The organism is Hallella bergensis DSM 17361 (genome assembly GCF_000160535.1).
Lineage (GTDB): Bacteria > Bacteroidota > Bacteroidia > Bacteroidales > Bacteroidaceae > Prevotella > Prevotella bergensis.
Genome location: NZ_GG704782.1, coordinates 249,986 through 272,036 on the forward strand (window position 1 = coordinate 249,986; position 22,051 = coordinate 272,036).

Annotated in this window: 19 protein-coding genes; 3 read left to right on the plus strand and 16 right to left on the minus strand. The window is 49.7% G+C overall.

Going from position 1 to position 22,051, the window contains the following annotated elements; all coding sequences use genetic code 11:
* Positions 1-279: 279 nt before the first annotated feature.
* Positions 280-1,200, minus strand: a complete 921-nt coding sequence (gene xerD / locus HMPREF0645_RS09415; RefSeq protein ID WP_007174750.1) for a site-specific tyrosine recombinase XerD — start codon at positions 1,198-1,200, stop codon at positions 280-282.
* Between the two features lie 185 nt (positions 1,201-1,385).
* On the opposite strand from xerD, the gene aroQ reads away from it, so the two are divergent.
* Together aroQ and HMPREF0645_RS09425 are read left to right on the plus strand one after the other, a co-directional pair.
* Positions 1,386-1,808: a type II 3-dehydroquinate dehydratase gene (aroQ, locus tag HMPREF0645_RS09420; RefSeq protein ID WP_044123499.1), complete on the plus strand. Its 423-nt coding sequence runs from the start codon at positions 1,386-1,388 to the stop codon at positions 1,806-1,808.
* 175 nt (positions 1,809-1,983) lie between these two features.
* Positions 1,984-2,688, plus strand: a complete 705-nt coding sequence (locus HMPREF0645_RS09425; RefSeq protein ID WP_044123552.1) for an O-methyltransferase — start codon at positions 1,984-1,986, stop codon at positions 2,686-2,688.
* A gap of 22 nt (positions 2,689-2,710) precedes the next feature.
* Here HMPREF0645_RS09425 and HMPREF0645_RS09430 read toward each other — a convergent pair whose 3' ends face one another.
* From HMPREF0645_RS09430 to pckA, 13 genes are all read right to left on the minus strand, one after another.
* A complete protein-coding gene (locus HMPREF0645_RS09430; RefSeq protein WP_007174753.1) occupies positions 2,711-4,048 on the minus strand; it encodes an FtsX-like permease family protein in 1,338 nt (445 codons plus the stop codon).
* A 7-nt stretch (positions 4,049-4,055) separates the two neighbouring features.
* Positions 4,056-4,391 carry a 30S ribosome-binding factor RbfA gene (gene rbfA, locus HMPREF0645_RS09435; RefSeq protein WP_007174754.1) on the minus strand — a complete coding sequence of 112 codons (336 nt, stop codon included), beginning with the start codon at positions 4,389-4,391 and terminating at the stop codon, positions 4,056-4,058.
* A gap of 44 nt (positions 4,392-4,435) precedes the next feature.
* Complete coding sequence (murI, locus tag HMPREF0645_RS09440) at positions 4,436-5,281, minus strand: glutamate racemase (RefSeq protein ID WP_007174755.1); 846 nt, start codon at positions 5,279-5,281, stop codon at positions 4,436-4,438.
* A gap of 94 nt (positions 5,282-5,375) precedes the next feature.
* Positions 5,376-5,930, minus strand: coding sequence for an OmpH family outer membrane protein (locus tag HMPREF0645_RS09445; RefSeq protein WP_007174756.1), 555 nt, complete (start codon positions 5,928-5,930; stop codon positions 5,376-5,378).
* A gap of 140 nt (positions 5,931-6,070) precedes the next feature.
* On the minus strand, positions 6,071-6,565 hold the full coding sequence (locus HMPREF0645_RS09450) for an OmpH/Skp family outer membrane protein (RefSeq protein WP_007174757.1): 495 nt from the start codon (positions 6,563-6,565) through the stop codon (positions 6,071-6,073).
* A gap of 76 nt (positions 6,566-6,641) precedes the next feature.
* Complete coding sequence (locus HMPREF0645_RS09455) at positions 6,642-7,169, minus strand: OmpH/Skp family outer membrane protein (protein ID WP_044123554.1); 528 nt, start codon at positions 7,167-7,169, stop codon at positions 6,642-6,644.
* 142 nt (positions 7,170-7,311) lie between these two features.
* A complete protein-coding gene (locus HMPREF0645_RS09460) occupies positions 7,312-9,936 on the minus strand; it encodes a BamA/OMP85 family outer membrane protein (RefSeq protein ID WP_007174759.1) in 2,625 nt (874 codons plus the stop codon).
* Positions 9,937-10,038: 102 nt separating this feature from the next.
* On the minus strand, positions 10,039-10,806 hold the full coding sequence (locus HMPREF0645_RS09465; RefSeq protein ID WP_007174760.1) for an isoprenyl transferase: 768 nt from the start codon (positions 10,804-10,806) through the stop codon (positions 10,039-10,041).
* A 4-nt stretch (positions 10,807-10,810) separates the two neighbouring features.
* Entirely contained in the window at positions 10,811-11,488 is a 678-nt protein-coding gene (gene porG, locus HMPREF0645_RS09470; protein ID WP_007174761.1) for a type IX secretion system protein PorG, read from the minus strand.
* Complete coding sequence (locus HMPREF0645_RS09475) at positions 11,485-12,858, minus strand: DUF6242 domain-containing protein (protein WP_007174762.1); 1,374 nt, start codon at positions 12,856-12,858, stop codon at positions 11,485-11,487. The genes porG and HMPREF0645_RS09475 overlap by 4 nt, the downstream gene beginning before the upstream one ends.
* Before the next feature lie 261 nt (positions 12,859-13,119).
* Positions 13,120-13,302 (minus strand): hypothetical protein, encoded by a 183-nt coding sequence (locus HMPREF0645_RS09480; protein WP_007174764.1) that lies wholly within the window; start codon positions 13,300-13,302, stop codon positions 13,120-13,122.
* A gap of 6 nt (positions 13,303-13,308) precedes the next feature.
* Positions 13,309-15,603 carry a hypothetical protein gene (locus tag HMPREF0645_RS09485; protein WP_007174765.1) on the minus strand — a complete coding sequence of 765 codons (2,295 nt, stop codon included), beginning with the start codon at positions 15,601-15,603 and terminating at the stop codon, positions 13,309-13,311.
* 717 nt (positions 15,604-16,320) lie between these two features.
* Positions 16,321-17,934 (minus strand): phosphoenolpyruvate carboxykinase (ATP), encoded by a 1,614-nt coding sequence (pckA, locus tag HMPREF0645_RS09490; RefSeq protein ID WP_007174767.1) that lies wholly within the window; start codon positions 17,932-17,934, stop codon positions 16,321-16,323.
* A gap of 273 nt (positions 17,935-18,207) precedes the next feature.
* Between pckA and upp the strand changes: the two genes are divergently transcribed.
* Positions 18,208-18,867, plus strand: a complete 660-nt coding sequence (upp, locus tag HMPREF0645_RS09495; protein ID WP_007174768.1) for a uracil phosphoribosyltransferase — start codon at positions 18,208-18,210, stop codon at positions 18,865-18,867.
* A gap of 10 nt (positions 18,868-18,877) precedes the next feature.
* On the opposite strand, the gene HMPREF0645_RS09500 is transcribed toward upp, so the two are convergent.
* Complete coding sequence (locus tag HMPREF0645_RS09500; protein ID WP_007174769.1) at positions 18,878-19,933, minus strand: 2-oxoacid:ferredoxin oxidoreductase subunit beta; 1,056 nt, start codon at positions 19,931-19,933, stop codon at positions 18,878-18,880.
* A gap of 56 nt (positions 19,934-19,989) precedes the next feature.
* Positions 19,990-21,888 (minus strand): 2-oxoacid:acceptor oxidoreductase subunit alpha, encoded by a 1,899-nt coding sequence (locus tag HMPREF0645_RS09505; protein WP_007174770.1) that lies wholly within the window; start codon positions 21,886-21,888, stop codon positions 19,990-19,992.
* Between the last annotated feature and the right edge of the window lie 163 nt (positions 21,889-22,051).

Genomic DNA, 22,051 nt, shown 5'->3' on the forward strand with positions numbered 1-22,051 from the left:
AACCCTTTTCCGTTACAGGTCAAAAAAATATATGTTTAAAAGTCTGAATATTCCGTATTTTCATGCTTGCTCGTCCGCCGGCCCCATGGGCTGTGCGCTGGTTGTGAATCGTGCGGCTTGTTGGCGTGGTGCGAACGTGAAACGAATGGATATCGGCCGATGTGCGATTGTCTGTCGAACGCCGTGCACGTGGATTGCGGCCGAAGGAGAGGGAAGAGGGAAGAGGGAAGAGGGAAGAATGAAGAGGAAAGAGATAAGAGATAAGAGCTAAGAGGGGAGTTAGTGTTGATTCTTGTTCTTGATGTTTCGCGGGTGGTGTTCGAGGATGTCTTTCCGCAGCGAAGTGTTGTCAAGGTGGGTGTACATCTCTGTAGTGCCGATGTTGGAGTGGCCCAGGAGGTCTTGAATGACGCGCAGGTCGGCTCCTCCGCGCAGCAGGGCGGTGGCGAAGGAGTGGCGAAGGGTGTGGGGTGATATCGTCTTCTTGATGCCGGCGGCCTCGGCTTGGCGCTTGATCATGATGAGTATCATGGTACGGGTGAGATGATGGCCTCGCCGGTTGAGAAACACATAGTCCTCCTCGCCGGGCTTGATGATCATCTGCCGCCGGTCGTCGAACCAATAGCCTAATTCCTCGATGGCCCGATCGGAGATGGGCACAAGTCTTTCCTTGTTGCCCTTGCCCATGACACGGATGAACTGCTCTTCCAAAAAGAGGTCTGAAAGTTTCAGGTTGGTCAGTTCGGAAACGCGCAACCCGCAGGAGAAAAGCACCTCGATGATGGCCCGGTTGCGGTGCCCTTCGTTGGTGGAAAGGTCGATGCTGTCTTGGAGCATGTCCACTTCGTCGGTGGTGAGGTATTCGGGCAGGTGCTTGGGCAGGTGGGGCGACTCGAGCAGTTCGGTGGGGTCTACCTCCAGATATCCGTCGAGCACGAGGAAACGATAAAACGCCCGCACGCCGCTGAGGATGCGAGCCTGCGACTTCGACCCGATGCCGTGCTCGTGGAGCGAGGCAGCGAATTGCTGCAAGTCTTCCAGTTTCACGTCGAAGGGTGCCACGTCGACCTTCCTCAGGAAGTCAAGCAGCTTGTTGAGGTCGCGCTGGTAGGCATCGAGGGTGTTTGGCGAATAGCTGCGTTGCAGTTTCAGATAGCGGATGTAGCGCTTGGTGATGTCTTGGTATTGATATTTGTCCATAGCGAATGAGAAGGATGTGCGACAAAACAATTATTTGTTTTTCTTTGTGTTGTCTCTCTTTTGCACTATCTTTGCAGGGGCAGGGAGACGCTTCTGCGTCGGTGACGGAAAGTCCGACAGGAGGTCGGTTGCGGTCTGTCCCTGTATGCAAATTTACAGCAAAAGAGCCGAAAGGCAAAACAATCATGAAGAAGATATTGATTATGAATGGGCCGAACCTGAACCTTTTGGGGGTTCGCGAGCCCGGAATCTATGGAAAAAGTTCGTTTGAGAGCTACTTGCCCACGTTACGGTCGGAGTTTGCCGATGTGACGCTGGAATATTACCAGAGTAACATCGAGGGCGAGTTGATCAACAAATTGCAGGAGGTGGGTTTTTCCTACGATGGCATTGTGCTGAATGCCGGAGCCTACACCCATACCTCGGTGGCTCTTTTGGATTGCATCCGATCATTGAAAAGTCCTGTGGTTGAGGTACATATCTCTAATGTGCACCAGCGTGAGGAATTTCGCCATCACTCCATGATTTCCGCCGGCTGCAAGGGTGTGATCTGCGGTTTCGGCCTCGACTCGTATCGGTTGGCGGTACAAGGAATTTGTAATTCATAATTCACAATTTTCAATTCACAATTGGCTGCGCGTTGAAAAACGAATGTAAAGCTGTAGATAGACTGACTTTAAGTTATGAGCAGCTTATTCTGAGCTGCATAGGATTGTGAATTGAAAATTATGAATTATGAATTGCAAAGGATTATGAATTGCAAATGATTGTGAATTGAAAATTGTGAATTGTGAATTAGAACAATATGTTCTCCACCACAGCGAGCCTGAGGGTGACTATCTCTACCGTTTGTATCGGGCCACCAACATCCATACCATACACGGACGGATGGCCAGTGGGCACCTGCAGGGACGGTTGCTGAAAATGTTTGTCATGATGCAACGCCCGCGATACATACTTGAGATTGGTACTTTTTCGGGTTATTCGGCCATCTGCATGGCTGAAGGGTTGAAAGAGATTGCCACTCACGCTACCAAGCTTGAGAGAGTGGTGCGTGGCGGGGAGAATCGCCCTGCTACGGAAGCAGCTTCACGACTGTTTACTTTCGAGATCAACGACGAGATGGAAGACTTCACACGACCTTGGATTGAAAATTCACCGGTGGCCGAGTTTATAGACTTCCGCATTGGCGATGCGATAGTTGAGGCTCCAAAACTGGGTGTGAAGTTTGATATGGCTTTTCTCGACGGCGACAAGCGCAACTACGTCGAGATGTACGACATGCTGTTGCCCCTGATGACTCCCGGTGCCATCATTCTGGCCGACAACACGCTGTGGGATGGACATGTGGCCGACCCGGCCTATGACCATGACCCGCAAACACAGGGCATACGACGCTTTAACGATTATATCCGTGACGACACGCGGGTGGGAAAGATGATGCTGCCCATGCGCGATGGACTCACCATCATCCGCGTGAATCCCTGATGGTCGTTGGATTCGGGAAAAACTATTCTGCCTTGTTGTTGCTGTCTGTTCCTTGCGGAACGTGGGCATTCAGATGATTCTTTGTAAACGTTTTTACGGGATACCACACCGCGAGCCAACCGGCTATGATCACGGTGAAGAAAATAAGCAATACGTCGGTATAGTGAACGCTCACGGGGTAGGCATTGACGACGAATGTGCCGTCTGCATTGCCCATCTTGACAAAGCCGTATTGCTGTTGGAGCCAGCACAACAGTAGTCCAAGCAAGATGCCTGCAACTGCTCCTATCACACTGATAATGCGCCCTTCGAAGAGAAATATCTGCGTGATCTGCTTGTCTGTGGCTCCCAGGTTGCGTAGCGTGTTCACGTCGTCTTTCTTGTCTATGATAAGCATGGAGAGCGACCCCACGATGTTGAAACAAGCCACCACGAGGATGAAGGTGAGGAAGATGTAGGCCATGAACTTCTCTATCTGCATGATTTTAAAGGTGTCGGCCTGCTGTTCAAACCGATCCAGCACCTTGTATTTGTCGCCGGCAATCTTCTGCATTTTGGATTTCACATTGTCAAAATCTGATCCCGGTTTGAGTCTTAACTCCAAAGCCGATACCATGCCCGGCTGTCCCAAGAGATTTTGCGCAAAGCCCAGACTGGTAATAATCAGGTTTTTGTCATATTTTCCCTGGTTGACAGAGAATACGACGCCCGACGATATGAGCGAGTCGGCCACAAAACCATCTTCCGGGTTCGACAGGTCGAGTTGTCCTTCGCGGCGCGGGGCGTAAAGCTTCATGTAGTCTCTCCATTGTGTCCCGGTGCCGAGTTCCTGAGCCAGACGGATGCCGGGCGTTCCAAATTGGAGGTTGGCCGTGTGCAGTTTGAATTCACCCTCGCCATACAGAATCTCCGTAATGTGTGTCAACTGGTCGAAGTTGTCGTCCACGCCTTTCACTTTCACCACGGCTTGGTTGTCGTTGTAGACGGCGAGGGCAATGTCTTCTACGGTTTCGGTGGCAACATCCACTTGGGGAAGTTGTCTGATCTCGGTCAGGATGGGATCGTCGGCGGGAACGGTTTTTCCCATGACCGGCATCACTTTGATTTGTGGGTCAAAGTTGGTGAAGAAGCTTGCCACCAGGTCATGGAACCCGTTGAAGACCGACATGACAATGACAAGTGCCATGGTGGCAACGGCAACGCCAATCACCGATATGAGGGAAATGACGTTGATGGCATGGGTTTTTTTCTTGGAAAAGAGGTACCGGCGTGCTACGAAAAACGGGAAGGAGTTGACTCCAAGGCCGTTTTTCTTATAGGAGGCTGCTCCTGGGCGATTGCCTGAAGGTTTCTTTTCCATCGGATTCTTATTTTTTCAGCAGTTCGTCGATGTGCTCACTGTAGTCGAGGCTGTCGTCGATGAAGAACCGCAGCTCCGGAATGATGCGCAGTTGGTTTCGTACGCGTTTGCCCAGTTCGTAGCGAATGGTCTTCTCGTTGGCCTTGATATTGTCGAGCAGTTCGCTGCCTTTTTCGGAGGGGAAAATGCTCAGATAGGCTGTGCAGATGCTTAGATCAGGACTGATTCGTACTTTTGTCACACTCACCAACACACCTTTCATTTGGCGTGTCTGGCTTTGGAAAATCTCGGCCAGTTCCTTCTGGAGCAGGCGCGACACCTTGTTTTGTCTTGTCTCTTGCATAATATAGATAGTTAAGAACGGTTCTAGAATGGTTCGTTGATGTGTTATTCCAGGTTAATGTGGGTCACTTGAATATTCTCATGAAGAAAGATGGTGGCACTCTCCTTGAACTTTTCGGGATTTTCGGTGGTGAAATAGCTCACCGTTCCGTGTCTTGTGAGTCGTGCTTCCATGTCCTGGTGACGCTCCAGATAAGCTTTCAGACTTTTGGCTACATAGTCTCCTTGTGGCACGATTCGCACGTTCGGCTTCACGTATTTCTGGATTTTCGGCATAAGCAGCGGGAAGTGTGTGCAGCCCAGGATAATGGTATCGATGTCCGGATCCAGTTGCATGAGCTGGTCGATGCGCTTCTTGACAAAATAGTCGGCACCGGGAGAGTCGGCCTCGTTGTATTCCACCAGTAATACCCAGAAGGGGCATGCCTGTCCCGTCACTTGAATTTGTGGCCACAGCTTGGCAATTTCCATGTTGTAGCTTTGGCTTTTCACCGTTCCTTCCGTGGCCAGCAAACCAACATGGTTGTTGCGGGTGAGTTGGCCGATAACCTCTGCTGTGGGTCGGATAATACCCAGCACGCGCCGGTCGGGATCCCATTGTGGCAGGTCGTTTTGCTGTATTGATCGCAGTGCCTTGGCCGATGCTGTGTTACAGCCAATGATAACAAGTTGGCAACCCATGGCAAAGAGTTTTGCGACAGACTGCCGGGTGAACTCGTAAACCACATCAAACGAGCGGGGACCATACGGTGCGCGCGCGTTGTCGCCGAGATAAATATAGTCGTATTGCGGCAAAAGTCGGCGTATGCCATGCAGGATGGTGAGTCCTCCGTAACCGGAATCGAACACGCCAATGGCTCCTTGCTTTTGTGCTGACAGTTGTTTGCTCATTTTGTCGCGGCGGTGTGGTAGATAAAAATGGTGTGGTGGGGCAGACGAGTGCGAGTGATTTGGGGTGTTTGGGGGTGTAAGAGTTGTCCGGTGGTTATTGCATGGCAGCAATAATGGCAGACGTTACATCCTCGCCTACGCTGGCATTGATGTAGGGCACGGCGTTATTATCAGTGTTGAGAATGAATGCTAATCCCTTCGTCTTTCCAACGGTAAGGCTGGCGTGTGCCAGCTTTTCCTTCAGGGGTTGATAGGCTTCCTCTTCGGCCTGCTTGAGCAGCTGCTTGGCTTTTTGCTTGAAAGCCATGTTTTTCTCCATCAGTTCCTGCAATTCGGCTTGGCGTTTTTGCAGGATGGAGGGTGCGAAGTCTCTCTGTCCTTCGAGGAAGTCTTCGTATTTCTTGTTGAACTCATCCTCTACGCGCTTCATCTCGTTGTCGTATTTGATGCGCAGGTCATCGATGTTGCGGCGGGCAATAGCATAGCCGGGCGCAGCCTCGAGGGCTGACTTGTAACTGAAATAGCCAAAGCGCAGAGCCGGTGCCTGTGTGGATGTCATGGGCATAGACTCAGGAAGTGTGACTGGCTGTTGTGCCTGAGCCTGCCAAGTGGCAGCTGTGAGCATGATGTAGAGGAATAGTCTTTTCATTGTGTATGCCTTTCTTGTAATATAAAACAGTATGAATGATAAAAAGTTAAGCCAAGAGGAATACTAAGCTCGGAGCTTCTGGGAACCTACCTTGCTTGATATTTCTCTTGCCTTGACTTTCAGTCCGTTCGGCAGAACGGTTATTTTGTCTTGTTGATTTCAGCCTTAACCTTGGCTGTTACATCTTCAACGTTTGTACCGGTGTAAACGGCTACACCCTCTTCGAAGATGTAAGTGTATCCGCCAGACTTGCCAACGGCTTCGATGGCATTGCGCACTTTAGCGATGACGGGTTGCATCTTCTCTTGCTGTGCCTTCTGCAGCGACTGCTGGTTGTCCTGGAATGTCTGCTGAATCTTCTGATAGAGCTGCTGCAATTCCTGCTCCTTAGCCTGCTGTGCGGTAGCGTTCATGGTGCTCTTGCCCTTGTCGTAGGCCTCGCTCTGGCGTTGCAGTTCCTCCTGCATGCTCTTCAGTTCGTTCTCGTACTGCTTGGATGTGGCCTCGAGTTCTCCGTTTATTTTTGAAATCTCGGGCAGTGACTGCATGATGTTCTGTGTGTTAACCTTGCCGAATTTCTGTGCAAATGTGGCCAAGGGAGCCATCAGCATCACCATCAATAATAGTTTTTTCATTTCGTTTTCTATTGTTTAATTATTAATTATATCTTTAATTTATATATTCCGTGGCTTGGTGTTTTTTTCGTTTATCTTATCTTCCATAGCCCAGCTTCTCGAGCACCTCATTCGAAATGTCTACCTTGGGCGAGCCAAAGATGATGGCGGTGTCTGAAGCACGATCGAGCACCAAACTGTAGCCGCGCAGTTCGGAAATCTCTTTGACGGCGTTGTAGATTTCCTCGTGTATGGGAGTCATCAAACTCTCGCGTTTCTTAAACAGCTCTCCCTCCGGTCCGAAATATTTTTTCTTGAGTTCAGCGGCCTCCTTCTCTTTGTTCATAATCAGCTCTTGCTTGGCTTTCTTTTGTTCCTGAGACAGGAAAACCACTTCGTTTTGGTAGTTCTTGTACAGGGTTCCGGCCTCTGTGTTGAGCGCCTCCACCTCTGCCTGCCATTTCTTTGAGATCTGATTGAGCTGTTCGTTGGCACGCTCGTAGGCCGGTATGTTTTTCAGCACATACTCCATGTCGACGAGGGCGAACTTCTGTGCGCTGCCTTTGATGGGTAAAAGCGCGAAAAGGGAAAGCAGCAAACAGGCCTTCAGAATGCTCTTACGCATCGTTTTGTTGATTATCTTTCTCATGACTAATTCCTTTTTTAAAGTCTATGCTATAGTTAAGACGGGCTAAACTACAATTAAGTTACTTGCTGTTTGTAGCGTGATATCACCTTCTTCAGAGATCGGGTGGTGGGCGAGGGCTTTAGAACTCCTGGCCCAACACGAAGTGGAATTGGCTTCCACCCTTTGTTCCAAACACCTTGTCGAAGCCGTAAGCCCAGTCGATACCCATGAGTCCGACCATCGGCAGGAAGATACGCACGCCGACACCGGCAGAGCGCTTCATGTCGAACGGATTAAACTTATTGGTATCTGTCCATGCATTACCTGCCTCTAAGAAGGAGAGGGCATAGATGGTGGTGTTGCCGAGCATCAACGGATAGCGAAGCTCCAGGGAGAATCGGTCGTAGGCATAGCCCTCAGATCTCCAAGGCGTCAGTGAGCCGTTCTCGTATCCTCGAAGTCCAATCGTCTCTGTGGCATAGGTTGTGGAGTATCCACTCATGCCATCACCACCCATATAGAACGTCTCAAACGGACTCTTCTTATGCTTGTTATAGGAACCAAGAATACCAAATTCGATACGGGTCATCAGCACTAAACATTTCTGGGCGCTGGTGAGTGCTGTGAAGGTGCGGGCCTTAAACTTCCACTTATGATATTCTATCCATTTGAATTTCTCTTGCTGTTCTGTCACGTAGCTGGGCAGATTGGGGTTGGTGGCAAGGTTCTTATAGTCCTTCTTATCCCATTTCGACCATGGCGGCGTGAGCGTCAGGCTGACGGAGAAGTCCGATCCGCGACGCGGGAAGAGTTGGTTGTCGGTGGATGCGCGGTTGAGCGCGATGCCCAAGTTCAGATTGTTGGAGTTTCCGGTGGTCAATGGGAAGTATCTCCAGTTCTTCAGCATATAGCGCGTGAACGACAGCTGAAGCGACAAATTGAAGTAGTCGTCCGGCCAGCGAAGGCGCTTTCCCCAGCCTAAATTGGCACCGAAAAGTTTCACGTATTTGTCCGGATCGTAATAGTTTTCGTAGTTGGTGTAGTTGTAACTATAGCTGCTCGACCCCATCAGACTGTACATATAGTTGTTGCGCCAAGCAGAGTTAGCAAAGTTGCTCGCCATGTCGGTCTGCTTCGAATAGAACACACCGAACGAGAATTGTATGGGGCGCTTTCCTCCAAACCAATTGGTGGAGTAGCTGGCGTTGTAGCTTTGGTAATAAGTACCGTTGGTCTGCACGCCCAGTGACAGCTTTTCGCCGTCGCCGATAGGCATGATGCCGCGGTGCTCCTTGTTCTTGTTGAACAAGTTGGCCATGGAGAAGTTGTTGAGTGTGAGTCCCACTCGCCCTATGATACCGGTCTGACCCCATCCCAGCGAGAACTCAATCTGGTCGTTGGACTTCTGTTCGAGGTTCCAGTTGATGTCCACGGTACCGGTTTCTCCGTTGGGCACAACGTCGGGGGTAACCTTTTCAGGGTCGAAGTGTCCCACCGATGCCAGCTCGCGAGCCGAACGCATGAGTGCCTCCTTGGAGAATAGGTCGCCCGGCTTGGTGTGCAATTCCCGACGCACCACGTTCTCGTACAGGCGGTCGTTGCCATTGATTCGCACGTGACTCAGGTGAGCCTGCGGGCCTTCTTGCACGCGCATCTCCAAGTCTATCGAGTCGCCTACGATATTAATCTCGGTTGGTATGATGTATGAGAATACATATCCGTTGTTATAATAGAGGTTGCCCACGGCGTCTTCGTCTTCCTTGAGGCGCTTGTCCATGAGCTTCTGGTTATACACATCGCCACTCTCCATACCGAGCACCTTGCCCAGATAGTCGGAATTGTAGACCGTGTTTCCCACCCAGTGAATATTGCGGATGTAGTATTTTTGTCCCTCGTCTACCTTGATATAGATGCTGACGTGCTTATCGTCCACGTTCCACACGCTGTCTTCCAGTATCACAGCATCGCGGTAGCCAAGCTCATAATATTTGTTGATCAGATTTTCCTTATCCTTCTTCCAACGCTCCGGCGTAAATTTTTTCGACTTCAGGAAAGAAGAGAGCTTGCCGGCCTCGTGGGTCTTGGAAAAAGCTCCTTTGCTGAAAAGGCGTCCCTTGATCTTGTGGTCTTTCAGTTTCTCATTGCCCTCGATGGTGATCTTGCGCACCTTCATCTTCTGTTTCTTGTCGATGATGACATCAAGTATCACCTGATTCTTGGCTGTAACGTCTTCGCGTTGCTGTATGTCTATATCGGCATTCTTGAAGCCCTTGTCATCGAAATACTTCTTGGCCAGGATTTTGGCGCGGTCAATCATGTTGGGTGTTATCTGTCCGCCCTTGATCATGCCGAGCTTTTGCTCCATGTCTTCCCTCTCGCTTTTCTTCAGGCCAATATAATTGATTTCCGACACGCGAGGTCTGGGCTTCAGCGCAATGTGCAAGTATACCTTATTGCCCACCAGCGAGTCTGCCGCAATCTTCACATCAGAGAATAGGCCGTGCTTCCAGTATCGTTTCACCGCCTCGGTGATCTCGTTGCCGGGAAGTGTGATGCGCTGACCTTTTTGCAGTCCGGAAATACTTGTGAGCATATAGTCTTCATAGCCTTCCATACCGCTGACGTTGAATCCGCCGATGACTACTTCGCGCGGTGTTCCGGCGTATGTGATATCAGGAAAGACAATCTTGTCCTGTGCCTCTGCCCCCATGTGGCAAGCCGTTGCCATGAGAACTGCAAGTATTTTGTTCGTATTATGGTGCATTTTGTATCGTGTTAGGTGTCGGAGGGTTGTTGTTGTACGGTGGCTGTGGGCTGTTGCCCCGCTCCGTTTCAATCCGTCTGTATCCCCGTCCTTTTTACCTGATTACTCTTTTTCTTTCTCCGTTTCTTGCTTTACCCCGCTCTCCTGTTCCACCTGTTCTTCTGTCTTGCCGAAACGCCGTTGGCGATTCTGGTAGCTCACAATGGCCCTGTGCAGGTCTTTTTCCCTGAAGGCAGGCCAATAGGTGTCGCAGAAATAGAGCTCGGAGTATGCAATTTGCCACAGCATATAGTTGGATATGCGCAGATCCCCGCCGGTTCGGATGAGCAGGTCGGGGTCGGGCATGAAGTTGGTTGCCATGTGTTCGTTGACGATGTCCTCGTTGATGTCTTCTGGCCTCAGCTTGCCCGCCTTCACCTCCTCGGCAATCTCTCGGGTGGCCTTGGTAATTTCCCAGCGTGAGCTGTAGCTCAGCGCCACCACCATAGTCATGGCCGAGTTTTTCGCCGTATGGTCCATAGTCTCCTTCAGTTTGTCCTGAACGTCCTTGGGCAGGCGTTCCATCTCGCCCACGACGCGGAACCGGACATTGTTCTTCATGAAGATTTCGTCTTCCAGGGATGTCAGCACGAGTCCCATCAACGCACTGATCTCGTCTTGCGGACGACTCCAATTCTCGGTGGAAAACGTGTAGAGCGTGAGGAATTTCACACCCAGGCGCGTGCACTCAGAAGTGATGCAGCGCACCGTGTCCACCCCGGCCTGGTGGCCGAAGCTGCGTTCCTTGCCTTGCTCGGCAGCCCAACGGCCATTTCCATCCATAATGATGGCGATGTGCCGGGGTATCTTTGTCATATCGGGTTCTGCCATATTCTTATTCCTTGTTACACGTCTTGCACTTGGCCATGAAGCTGTAGGTGAATGTCAGCTGTAGCGCCGAGTAGCAGTCGGTGTTCTTGAACAGTCCGCTGCTCTTCACATAGAGGGGATCCTTTGCTCCGTCTATCTTGTCGGTTTGGGCGAAGTGTATGGCCCATTCGAGCCCCAAGTTCATGCGTTCGCCCACCTTGTATTTCATGCCGATGCCCAATGGCACGTTAAACGCCAGTACACTCTTGTCTGGTGTATCTGCGTATGTGCCGCCTATGCCTGCAAACACAAACGGCACAAGGCGTTTGGCTCCCCGGTAGTCGCGTCCTGTGCCGTATGGCCAGAAGTTGTACTCGTAGGTCAGGCATGCGTCATAGAGCGCGTTGTTAAATGTGTGGGGCGCCTTGGCATAGTCGGGATAGTGGGTTTCCACGTCAGCCGACGAACCTTTCATCGTACCGCGGCTCACATTCATGCGCAACCCCATGTACGGGTTGAAGACATATCTTGCCAGTACGGACACCATGGGCTGGAGGTTCTTGGTCATGTTACCATTAAAGTCTCCGAGATACCCGTTCAGTCCCACTCCTGCGCCAATCTCCATGCGATACTCCGGGTCGTCCTGTGCACTCAGCTGAGTGACAGAACCCAACAGCATGATGAAGATGGCCAGTTGTTTCATCTTGATGCGGTCAATGTCCTTTCTTCCCTGGCCCATCCCATTCGGGCGATGCGTCCTGTTCTCACGATGGCATCGTTGGCCTGGGTGATGTATATCATGTTTTTGTTGCCGCAAACCATGCTAAAGGGCGTCTCCCGCCGGGGCAGGCTCGCTGGCAGCTTGTAGCTGTCGGTTGCAAACCAGGTTAGCCCTTGGTCTTTGCTGCTGTAGAGTGTGCTCAAGTCGCCGCCCAGTGCCAGCAGTGCATTGTCGTAGCTGATCACCTGTAGGTTGGTCAGTGCCGGCAGGGTGTGCTTGTTATAGTCGTCCGGGGAATAGAATGCCCAGGGCTGATCCTGCGATCCACTTGCGTTCTCCTCCACCTTGCGCCATATCTTCGTCTCCCCGTCGCGGGTTCCGATGATCATGAGGCTATTGGTTTGGGCATTGGTCTTGGCCGGAATGCACACGAAGCAAATGTTTTCAGTGGGTAGGTTGGCGGCGTTGTCGTCCAAGGCATTGGTGCTCCATGTGGCACCGTTGTCGGCCGACGACATGAGTCCGCCCGCAGCCAGCGCATAGAGCTTGTTGCTGCTTGCACCCACCAGTTGGGTCAGACCAGTTGGCGATCCGGTTTCTTTCCACGAAAGACCGTCTGCCGATCGTTTCACGGATTTTCCATCGAATACATACAGCCAACCCTCCATGGCAACCACGTTCTTGTAGGCCTTGGAGCCAAACGAGATGCCGAGTGGCTTAAAGCTGTCACCCTCTTGCCTGAAGGCGACGGTCTTCCCCTCCTTCATGCCGAAGAGATACATCGTTCCGTTGTTCTCAATCAGTTTGCGCTCGGCCACGCCAGCAAGCTCTGCGAAGCTACCCTGCTTCCAAGTCATCTCATCTCCGGTTTCCTGGTGAATGTTCACCTTCACGATGTACTCGCGATAGGCCGTCTTGCGCATGTTGTAGACGCGTAAGCGCATGGGCTCGGTGAAGTCGAGCGTGTCCTTGGGATTATAGTAGCAGAGGCTGTCTCTGCCCGATCTGTCTTTCAGGTTCAGGACAATCGTACCACTGTTTTTCGACGTGATCGAGGCCATTATCTTCGATGCATCCGTGCCTTGGGGCAGGGAGTCGGGATTATAGATCAGCTTTCTTGTCTGGTCGATGCTGAATGCAAAGTCCTTGGCGTTATAGGCAACCGTATACACACTGTCGGTAACTCCGTCTTTGGCCGTGGTATGAAGGTGGCGTTTCAGGGTGCCGAGCGAGAATCCCGTCACTGCAGTGTCGTCGTGATAGGTTATCTCGTCATTGTTATCTTTCAAGCAAGAAGAAAGTAGGCACATGGCAGAAACCATGATGACTACTGACATAAGCTTCTTCATCATTGCGCGCTATTTAATGAATTTAGCTGCAAATTTACTTAGAATAATTCAATTTATCATGTATTTTAATTGTTTATTATGCAAAATATTGATTTATAGGAGTATTTTTAGGTTTGTTTAGGTTTGTCAGAACTTGTTGCGGTCAGTCGGGTGTGGACGCACGGCAACAAAAAAAAGAATGGGTGGAGTCGGAAAAACCGATCCACCCATTCTTGATTGTCAGGAGCCTTGTTGCTGCCAACAAGTTGCCCTTGGTTGTTTGCTTTATTCGAAATCAGAATCTGACCATACAGGTTCATTCCATTCATCGCCGGGTTCTTCAATGTCGAATTTCTTAGCACCGGCAGCGTCATCTTCTTTAGACGCAGACACTATTTTTTGCAAAATATCTTCGGAGTTAATACTCCATATAGCGATAAGTGGTTTTTGATATATCTTCTTCATCATGTGTGCTTATTTTACGAATTTCTTTCCGTTCTGAATATAGATGCCCTTCGGCAGATTCTGACAGTTGCCCGTGGGACTAACCATGCGCCCGTCAATGGTGTAGAGCGGTGCATTGGGCGATGGCGCTGTTGTGTTGTCAATGTTCATGATATCAGTTGTCGAACCGTCCCACAGTTGCAACACAATGCTCTTGGCCTTGTTGGCCTGTTGTTTAGAGCGGAGATAAGCGCGGAAAGGCTTAAACGAAGCACCGGTAGACTTCACGTAGTTGAATTTCTGTGTATTGAAACCGAAGATATAGTTCGTATATTCTCCGTCTTTGGCTGGTAAGTTGCGATATTGGTAGGTTCCGATGAAGTCGCCTGTGGCAATGTTGCTGGCAGGGATTTGCTTGTTGACAAACTCGATAGGCGTTTCGTTGGCTGTGGTGATAGCTTCGTTCGGTTCTATCAAATAAGGAGTGTCAGCTTCGGTTGATGTCACTTCCTGGAATGTAGCCGTGTTGCCTTTGGCTTTCATGAACTCGTAAGCCTTTGATACGTTGAACTTGGACAGCTCTGTTGCGTTCATTGCGAATGGCAGGCAGATGGTAGACATGCTGTGAGATTTGCCGTTAGCATCTGTCGTATAAGCAAAGTTGCGGTCGAACCATACCTTATCAGCCGTAAAGCCTTCGTCTACACCAAAGGTATAGCCGCTCTTCATATATTTGTCTCTGTTTTTGTCTATCCATACGCCAGTGTTTGCTTTGAATGAGCCGTTGTCGTGTGTCAGCACGCCACGGTCTGTAAGATAAAGCAGCGGCATATTTTTCCCTTCTACTAAGACGTTGCATGGGTGTTCGTGCCCTTTAAGTGCAAAGGTAGTGTTTGCATTAACCTTTACCACACGATTGAGATTGTCTCCTCGGTCAAAGAGGCTGAACTTTTTTTCTGCTGTCAGGTCAATGTAGGATGTATTCATATCGTAATCACCCATTTTATTGGGGTTGTAATTCGCAGATGTTTGGTAGTATCCAGGCTGGTTGGGACGCCACAGCATAAAAATGTCGCTCACCTCAAATTCCTGGTCAGAAGTGAGAATCATGTAGCCTCTCGATTCCATTTCTTGTCCTGGTTTGTTTTCAACCTGTTTCAGTCTAACTGGAAATTCCAATTTCAACCAGCCACCATTAGCCTCACGTTTTAGATAGTCTACGCGACCATGTTTATTAACAGTGCCGTATGCAGTATTTTTTGTAAGATCGCGAGTGTCGTCAATACCAACACCTGCTACAACAGCACCATCTGTTTCAGCCATTTTGTACACTCGATCTACATAGTCCCAAGCCTTGACACTCATTCTGACTTTAGCACCTTTTGGTGCACGTACAATGGCTTGTAACAGTGTATAGGCTAAACCGTCCTTTTGTTCTTCGATTGTAGCAATAGGCAAGAGTGCATTGATGGTAAGACGATATTTTCCATCTGTACCTTTGGGAGCTACTACAACCTTGTCGCTACCAACTTGTCCTGTCCATCCTAAAGCGTTTTGTTTGTATTTGTTTCGGGCATATTGATTGTTGTACGCGTCAGTGGTCTTGAATTCCTCCCATACAGGATCGAAAAGATATGTACCGTCGCCATTGTTCTTCACATACATCACGCCTTTGTTCATGTGCTGATTAAACTGATTATAGCGATTCAAAAGGTTGGTGCGATAGTGACGCACTAATAGTGTTTGATCAGTGAGCAATGAACCTTCGGTGGTACTGTAGCATTTAACTTCAGTATCGATGGGGCGAGGGATTCGTACCGTTTCAAGAACATTATGATAGTAGTCATGGAAGAACAATTTAATACTACTTTGCACATCCATATCCCACCAAGCTGAGCCCCAAACTGGAAAATCACTATATTCTACCAAGTCTTTCTTATTTTCATTAATATTTGAGTTGTAATAATGAAAGTGACAATAATTTGATAAATCATGAGAAAATCCATTGGCATCAGTTCCTACAACTTTAACATATCCAGACGTTTGATAAGTTACGCCATTCTCTTTAACTGTTCCTATGCGCATGTGAAAATCTTTCCAGTTGTCGTTAGCTACACGATTCACACGCTCGTTGACAAATGAAAATGTAATTTCACCGTATACTTTATAACCGGCATAGTCATAAGTTTTTGTCTTGTACGTGTACAACAATTCTTTCGAATTTTTCGGATTTACTGTCCACTCGTTGAGGCCAGCCTGGGCGGTGACGCAGGACAGCAGAGCGAGGCACGTAATTAATAATGTGTGTAGATGTTTTCTTATCATCTTCTTAAAGTGTTAATGTGTTATCATTCATAATTTTTTGTATGGTGTAGCAACAACTTGGGAGTGTTGCCAGGAATTCGAGATACGGGCATGTGCAAGACCATGAAAACGGGCTACGAATATGCTTGTGTCTTGCAAACTTTACAAAAGTATTTAGAAATTGACAGAGAAAATTACCCCCCCCCTCTAATTTTTAACAAATATTAAGAACATAGCCGCTGTATTTTGCGTTTGTTAAATGAGTTGAGCGTTAATTGTCTTTATAAAACAAAAAAGCAGTATGATCACTCACGCTGCTTTTTTGTAAGAATAATGTTAACGGATGTCGGTATTACCAAAGCAATAATACTAAGAATAGTCATCAAAGTGAGACTTTATACAGACATCACGAGTGATTCAAAATCTAATAACATAATCCTAATCTTTACCTTAAAAAATCTATCAAACTACTAACCTAATGAAACTTTATGTGAATCTTCTCACGAAGACAATGCAAATATACGCATTGTGTTCGGACACACCAAATATTATTGCAAGTTTTAACGGTTTTAATACTTCTTTTGATTTGCGCCCGTGTTTTTTACTCTCCTGACAGACATCAACCAAAAGGCTTGCCTCCGGATGAAGACAAGCCTTTTTGGGTGATATATTCTGATTCTGTGTCTTGTAGAAGAGGTGCGGATGCGCACCTCCTTACAAGCAGAGAATGAGCAATGATTACAGCTGTGGACCGGCAGCTACGAGAGCCTTGCCTGCCTCATTGCCTTCATACTTCTTGAAGTTCTTGATGAAGCGTCCGGCCAAGTCCTTAGCTTTCTCTTCCCACTCTGATGCGTCAGCGTATGTGTCGCGTGGATCGAGAATGTTGGTGTCTACACCTTCCAACTTTGTAGGAACAACGAAGTTGAAGTAAGGAATAGTCTTGGTAGGAGCAGAATCAATCGAGTGATTCAGGATGGCGTCGATAATACCACGTGTATCCTTGATCGAGATACGCTTGCCGGTACCGTTCCAACCTGTGTTCACCAAGTAAGCCTTGGCACCGTTCTTCTCCATCTTCTTAACGAGCTCCTCAGCATATTTTGTAGGATGCAGCTCGAGGAATGCCTGACCGAAGCAAGCCGAGAAAGTAGGCGTAGGTTCGGTGATGCCACGCTCTGTACCTGCCAACTTGGCGGTGAAGCCAGAGAGGAAGTAGTACTTGGTCTGCTCTGAGTTCAGGATAGATACGGGAGGCAACACGCCGAATGCGTCAGCGCTCAGGAAGATCACCTGCTTGGCAGCGGGACCTGCTGAGATCGGCTTAACGATGTTCTTGATGTGGTTGATCGGATAAGACACGCGAGTGTTCTCGGTGGTGCTGTTATCGGTGAAGTCGATCTTGCCGTTAGCATCTACGGTCACGTTCTCGAGGAGAGCGTTGCGCTTGATGGCATTGTAGATGTCGGGCTCAGACTCCTTGTCGAGGTTGATCACCTTGGCGTAGCAGCCACCCTCAAAGTTGAACACGCCCTTGTCGTCCCATCCGTGCTCGTCGTCACCAATGAGGAGACGCTTCGGGTCGGTAGACAATGTGGTCTTACCGGTGCCGGAGAGACCGAAGAAGATGGCGGTGTTCTCACCGTTGAGGTCGGTGTTGGCAGAGCAGTGCATGGAGGCAATGCCCTTCAGTGGCAGGTAGTAGTTCATCATAGAGAACATACCCTTCTTCATTTCACCACCATACCATGTGTTGATGATCACCTGCTCCTTGGTCGTTACGTTGAACACAACAGCTGTCTCTGAGTTCAGGCCGAGTTCCTTGTAGTTCTCCACCTTGGCCTTGGAAGCATTGTAAACAATGAAGTCCGGCTCCTGATCGAGTTCTTCCTGATTAACAGGCTTGATGAACATGTTGGTAACGAAGTGAGCCTGCCATGCTACTTCCACGATGAAGCGAATCTTCATGCGGGTGTCCTTGTTGGCACCGCAGAAGCCGTCAACAACAAACAGACGCTTGTTGGAAAGCTCTTTCTTAGCCAGTTCGTTTACTGCAGCCCAAGCCTCCTTGGAAGCCTTCTTGTTGTCGTTCTTGTATTCGTCTGATGTCCACCAAACGGTGTCATGAGAATTCTCATCGTCAACGATGAACTTATCCTTAGGAGAGCGACCGGTGTAAACGCCTGTCTTTACGTTTACTGCGCCAAGTTCTGTTTCCTGACCAACTTCGAAGCCTTCGAGGCCTTCTTTGGTCTCTTCTTCGAACAGTACCTCATAGGAGGGATTGTAAACTACTTCTGTAGTACCTGTGATGCCGTATTTTTCCAATACGGATTTGTCAAACTTTGCCATTTCGTTCAATGTATTTAAGTTATGAATGTGATAAATATCTTCTACTTACTCCATGCAAAGTTAACAAAAAGTGCTTACCTACACAATGTTTATGCGTGATTTTTATCCTAACTCTTCTCTTTTTAGGTTAAAGAAGTTAAAAAGAAAACGTGTTGAAAGATATTTGCTATTTAGACTTTGCAAAAGCAAATCCGTTTTGCTAACTTTGCATCCAAATTTTAGGGAGGGCTGTTTTTTTATGCTCTTTCCATACAAAAGATAAACCCAAAATCTATGGAAATTATCAATCTGTCTGATCGTAACAGTATCATTGGCCAGTACATGGCAGAAATTCGCGATGCCGAGTACCAGAAAAACCGTCTTTTGTTTCGCAACAACATCATGCGTATAGGGGAGTATGAGGCTTTCGAGGTGTCTAAAATGTTGAGTTATGAAACCAAGGAAGTCACTACGCCGTTGGGTACATCGGAGGTGAGCGTGCCGTCAGACAAGATTGTCCTGGCAACGATATTTCGTGCCGGGCTGCCCTTTCATCAGGGTTTTCTCAATGTGTTCGACCACGCCGGCAACGCTTTTGTTTCGGCTTATCGGGAATATGAGGACGAGGCGCACCACGAGGTAGGGGTTCACGTAGAATATCTGGCCACTCCGGAACTGGATGGCAAGACGCTGATCATTGCCGACCCCATGCTGGCAACCGGTGGCAGCATGGAGTTGGGCTATAAGGCGTTGCTCACCAAGGGCACTCCCAAGAAAGTCCATGTGTGCTGCGTCATAGCCAATCCCGAGGGCATAGAACATATCAAGAACACCTTCCCCCACGACAAAACCACGATATGGTGTGCCGCCATTGATCCCGGAATGAATGCCAACAAGTACATCGTTCCGGGATTTGGTGATGCCGGAGATCTGTGCTACGGCAGCAAAATCTAATCCGCGAGTCTTATTCTTTTACCTCCCAGATGTCGTTCGTCTCGAGCAATTCCTCGAAGGTGTGATATTTCTTTTGTTGTTTCACCTCTTCGATTTGCTTGTTCACTTCCTCATCATAGCAGGGGCCTTCCACGTCACGAATGACGCCGAGAGCCACGGGGAATCCTTTTTCTGTGTCCATCATGGCGAGTTTCAGCTGTAGGGTGTCGTCCTCGCAGTGGGCATCGTGGATAAGCACGTCGTCGATGGTGTAGCCATTCTTGCCGATTTCCACCACTTTCAGGCCGAACCCTTCTTGCACAAGTCCGAACTCATTGTTCTCGCCAAAGACCAGCGGCTTGCCGTGCTCCAGATAGATAGCATTTTTCTTGCGCCCTCCCTGGGTGTAGACCGATTCATGGATGCCGTTGTTGAAGATGATGCAGTTTTGCAGAATTTCGCACACAGCGGCTCCCTTGTGATTGTGGGCTGCCTTGAGCATGCGGATGGTGTGTGAGCCGTCGGTGGCCACGGTGCGTGCGAAGAATTTACCGCGTGCGCCAAAGCACAGTTCTGCTGGGCGGAACGGGTCTTCCACGGTGCCATAGGGGCTCGACTTCGATACGAATCCGCGCGGACTGGTGGGCGAATACTGACCCTTGGTGAGGCCGTAAATGCGGTTGTTCAGCAGAATCATGTTCAGGTTCACGTTCCTCCGCATGGCATGGATGAAGTGGTTTCCCCCGATGGCCAGTGCGTCTCCGTCTCCGCTCACCTGCCATATCGTGAGTTCTGGATTCGCGATCTTTGCCCCGGTGGCAATGGCAGCGGCACGCCCGTGTATGGTCTGCATGGCGTATGCATTCACATAGTAGGGCAACCGACTTGAGCAACCGATGCCCGAGATGACCACCGTCTCATACGGTGGCACACCGATCTCGGCCATGGCCTTCTGAAAGCTGTTCAGGAAGGCGTGGTCACCGCATCCGGGACACCATCTGGGCTGTCCCTTCTTGAAGTCGTTTGCCGTATATTTTACAGTCGTGGCGGGTTGTTCCTGGGCTGCAGTCTGAATATTTTCTTCCATAAGATGTCTTCTTTTAATCTGGGTTCTGTAATTTGGCCTTGACAGGTCTGACGCTGCTATTGCAGCATCTTGGTATCAAAGGTGCGGCCTATGGCTTTGTCGTTGGGGTTGGTGATGAGCGTCTCGAAGGCCTCTACCAGCTCGCTGACGACAAAGGGTTGCCCCTTCACCTGGTTGTATTGATAGGGTGAGAAGTCGTTGATGCGTATGCGCAACAGGGCGGCCAGTTGTCCGAGGTTCTGCTCAGCCACCACCACCAAGGGATATTTTGTCAGCTCTTCGGCCGTGTTGTCGGGCAGCGGATTCATGTATTTCAGCTGAGCCAGCGCCACCTTGTGGCCTTTCTTCCGCAGCTGCTGCATGGCGGAGTAGAGATGTCCGTAGGTCGAGCCGAAGCCCACGATGAGCAACTCGGCATCGTCCTTGTCGCCTTCAATCTCTAAGTCGGGCACCGGGATGGCTGCAATCTTGTTGTATCTCATGCGATCCATCAAGTCGTGGTTCTCTGGGTCGCTGGATATGGCTCCCGTCTTACCGTCTTTCTCCAGTCCACCCAGAATGTGGGTGTAACCTTCCGTGCCGGGAATGGCCCAATAGCGCACCAGTGTTTCCGGGTCGCGTTTATAGGGTACGTATTTGTATTTCTGGCTGTCCGGTGCATAGTGTGGCTGAATCTCCGGCAGCTTGTCTATTTCCGGCAAGCGCCATCCTGACGAGCCGTTGGCCACAAAGGCATCGGTGAGCAGCACCACGGGCGTGAGATGTTCCAGGGCAATCTTGGCTGCCATGTAGGCTGCTTCGAAACAGTCGGTCGGGCTGATGGGTGCAATCACCGGCATGGGGCTTTCACCGTTGCGACCGTAGAGCACCTGCAGGAGGTCGGTCTGTTCGCTCTTGGTGGGCATGCCCGTGGACGGTCCGCCACGCTGTACGTCGATGACCACCAAGGGAAGCTCGTCGATCACGGCCAGGTTCATGGCCTCGCTCTTGAGACAAATGCCAGGTCCCGATGTCGAAGTGACTCCCAGTGCGCCCGCAAACGAGGCGCCGATGGCCGTTGCACAGGCGCTGATCTCGTCTTCAGACTGCATGGTGGTAACGCCCAGCGACTTGTGCTTGGCTAGCTCATGCAGAATGTCTGAGGCCGGCGTGATGGGGTAGGAGCCCAGGAAAAGTTTCAGGCCGGCACGTTCGGCGGCAGCCATCAGACCATAAGCCGTTGCTTTGTTGCCCGTGATGTCCATATAGCGCCCGGGCTTTTTGTGTTTTGCCTCGATGCGGTAGGTGTTTGGCACCGTTGTGTGGGTGTTGGCACCATAGTCGTATCCGGCCATCACCACTTGGATGTTGGCCTCGGCGATGGCCGGCTTTCGGGCAAACTTATCGCGCAGAAACTGTTCGGCCAGTTCCAGGTCGCGGTTGAACAGCCAGCATACCAGTCCCACGGCAAACATGTTGCGGCACTTCAGCTTGCTCTTCATGTCCATGTCCGTCTCGGCCAGGCAGGCCTTCACCATGCGTGTGATGGGGCAGGCCACCACTCTATCGGGGTCTATGCCCAGTTCGCGCAGGTAGTCGTCGGTCTTGAAGTCTGCACGTTTCAGGTCTTCCGGACCAAAGGCATTGGTATCGATGATGATAATGCCCTGTGGTTTCACATGCTTGAACTGAGTTTTCAGCGCGGCGGCATTCATTGCCACCAGCACGTCGCACTGGTCGCCGGGGGTGTAGACTTTGCTTTCGCCCACATGCACCTGGTAGCCTGAAACGCCCGTGAGCGACCCTTGCGGGGCACGGATGTCGGCGGGATAATCGGGGAATGTGGAAATGTCGTTGCCAACCGATGCAGATATGGTTGAGAAAACATTACCGGCCAATTGCATGCCGTCACCCGAGTCGCCCGAGAATCTTACAACTACATCCTCGAGATCTTTAACCTCTAATGCTTCTGCCATCGTGTAATAAATTTAGATAGGTTTTCATTTTGTTTGTGATGCTTACATCTTGCCTCGTTTGGGTTGTTGCTCAAAGGTCATAGGTTTAATGTCAGGTAATGCAAAGTTAGGATAAGTTTAGGATATAACAAAACAAATGCGAATTTTTATTTGGGTATTGGCA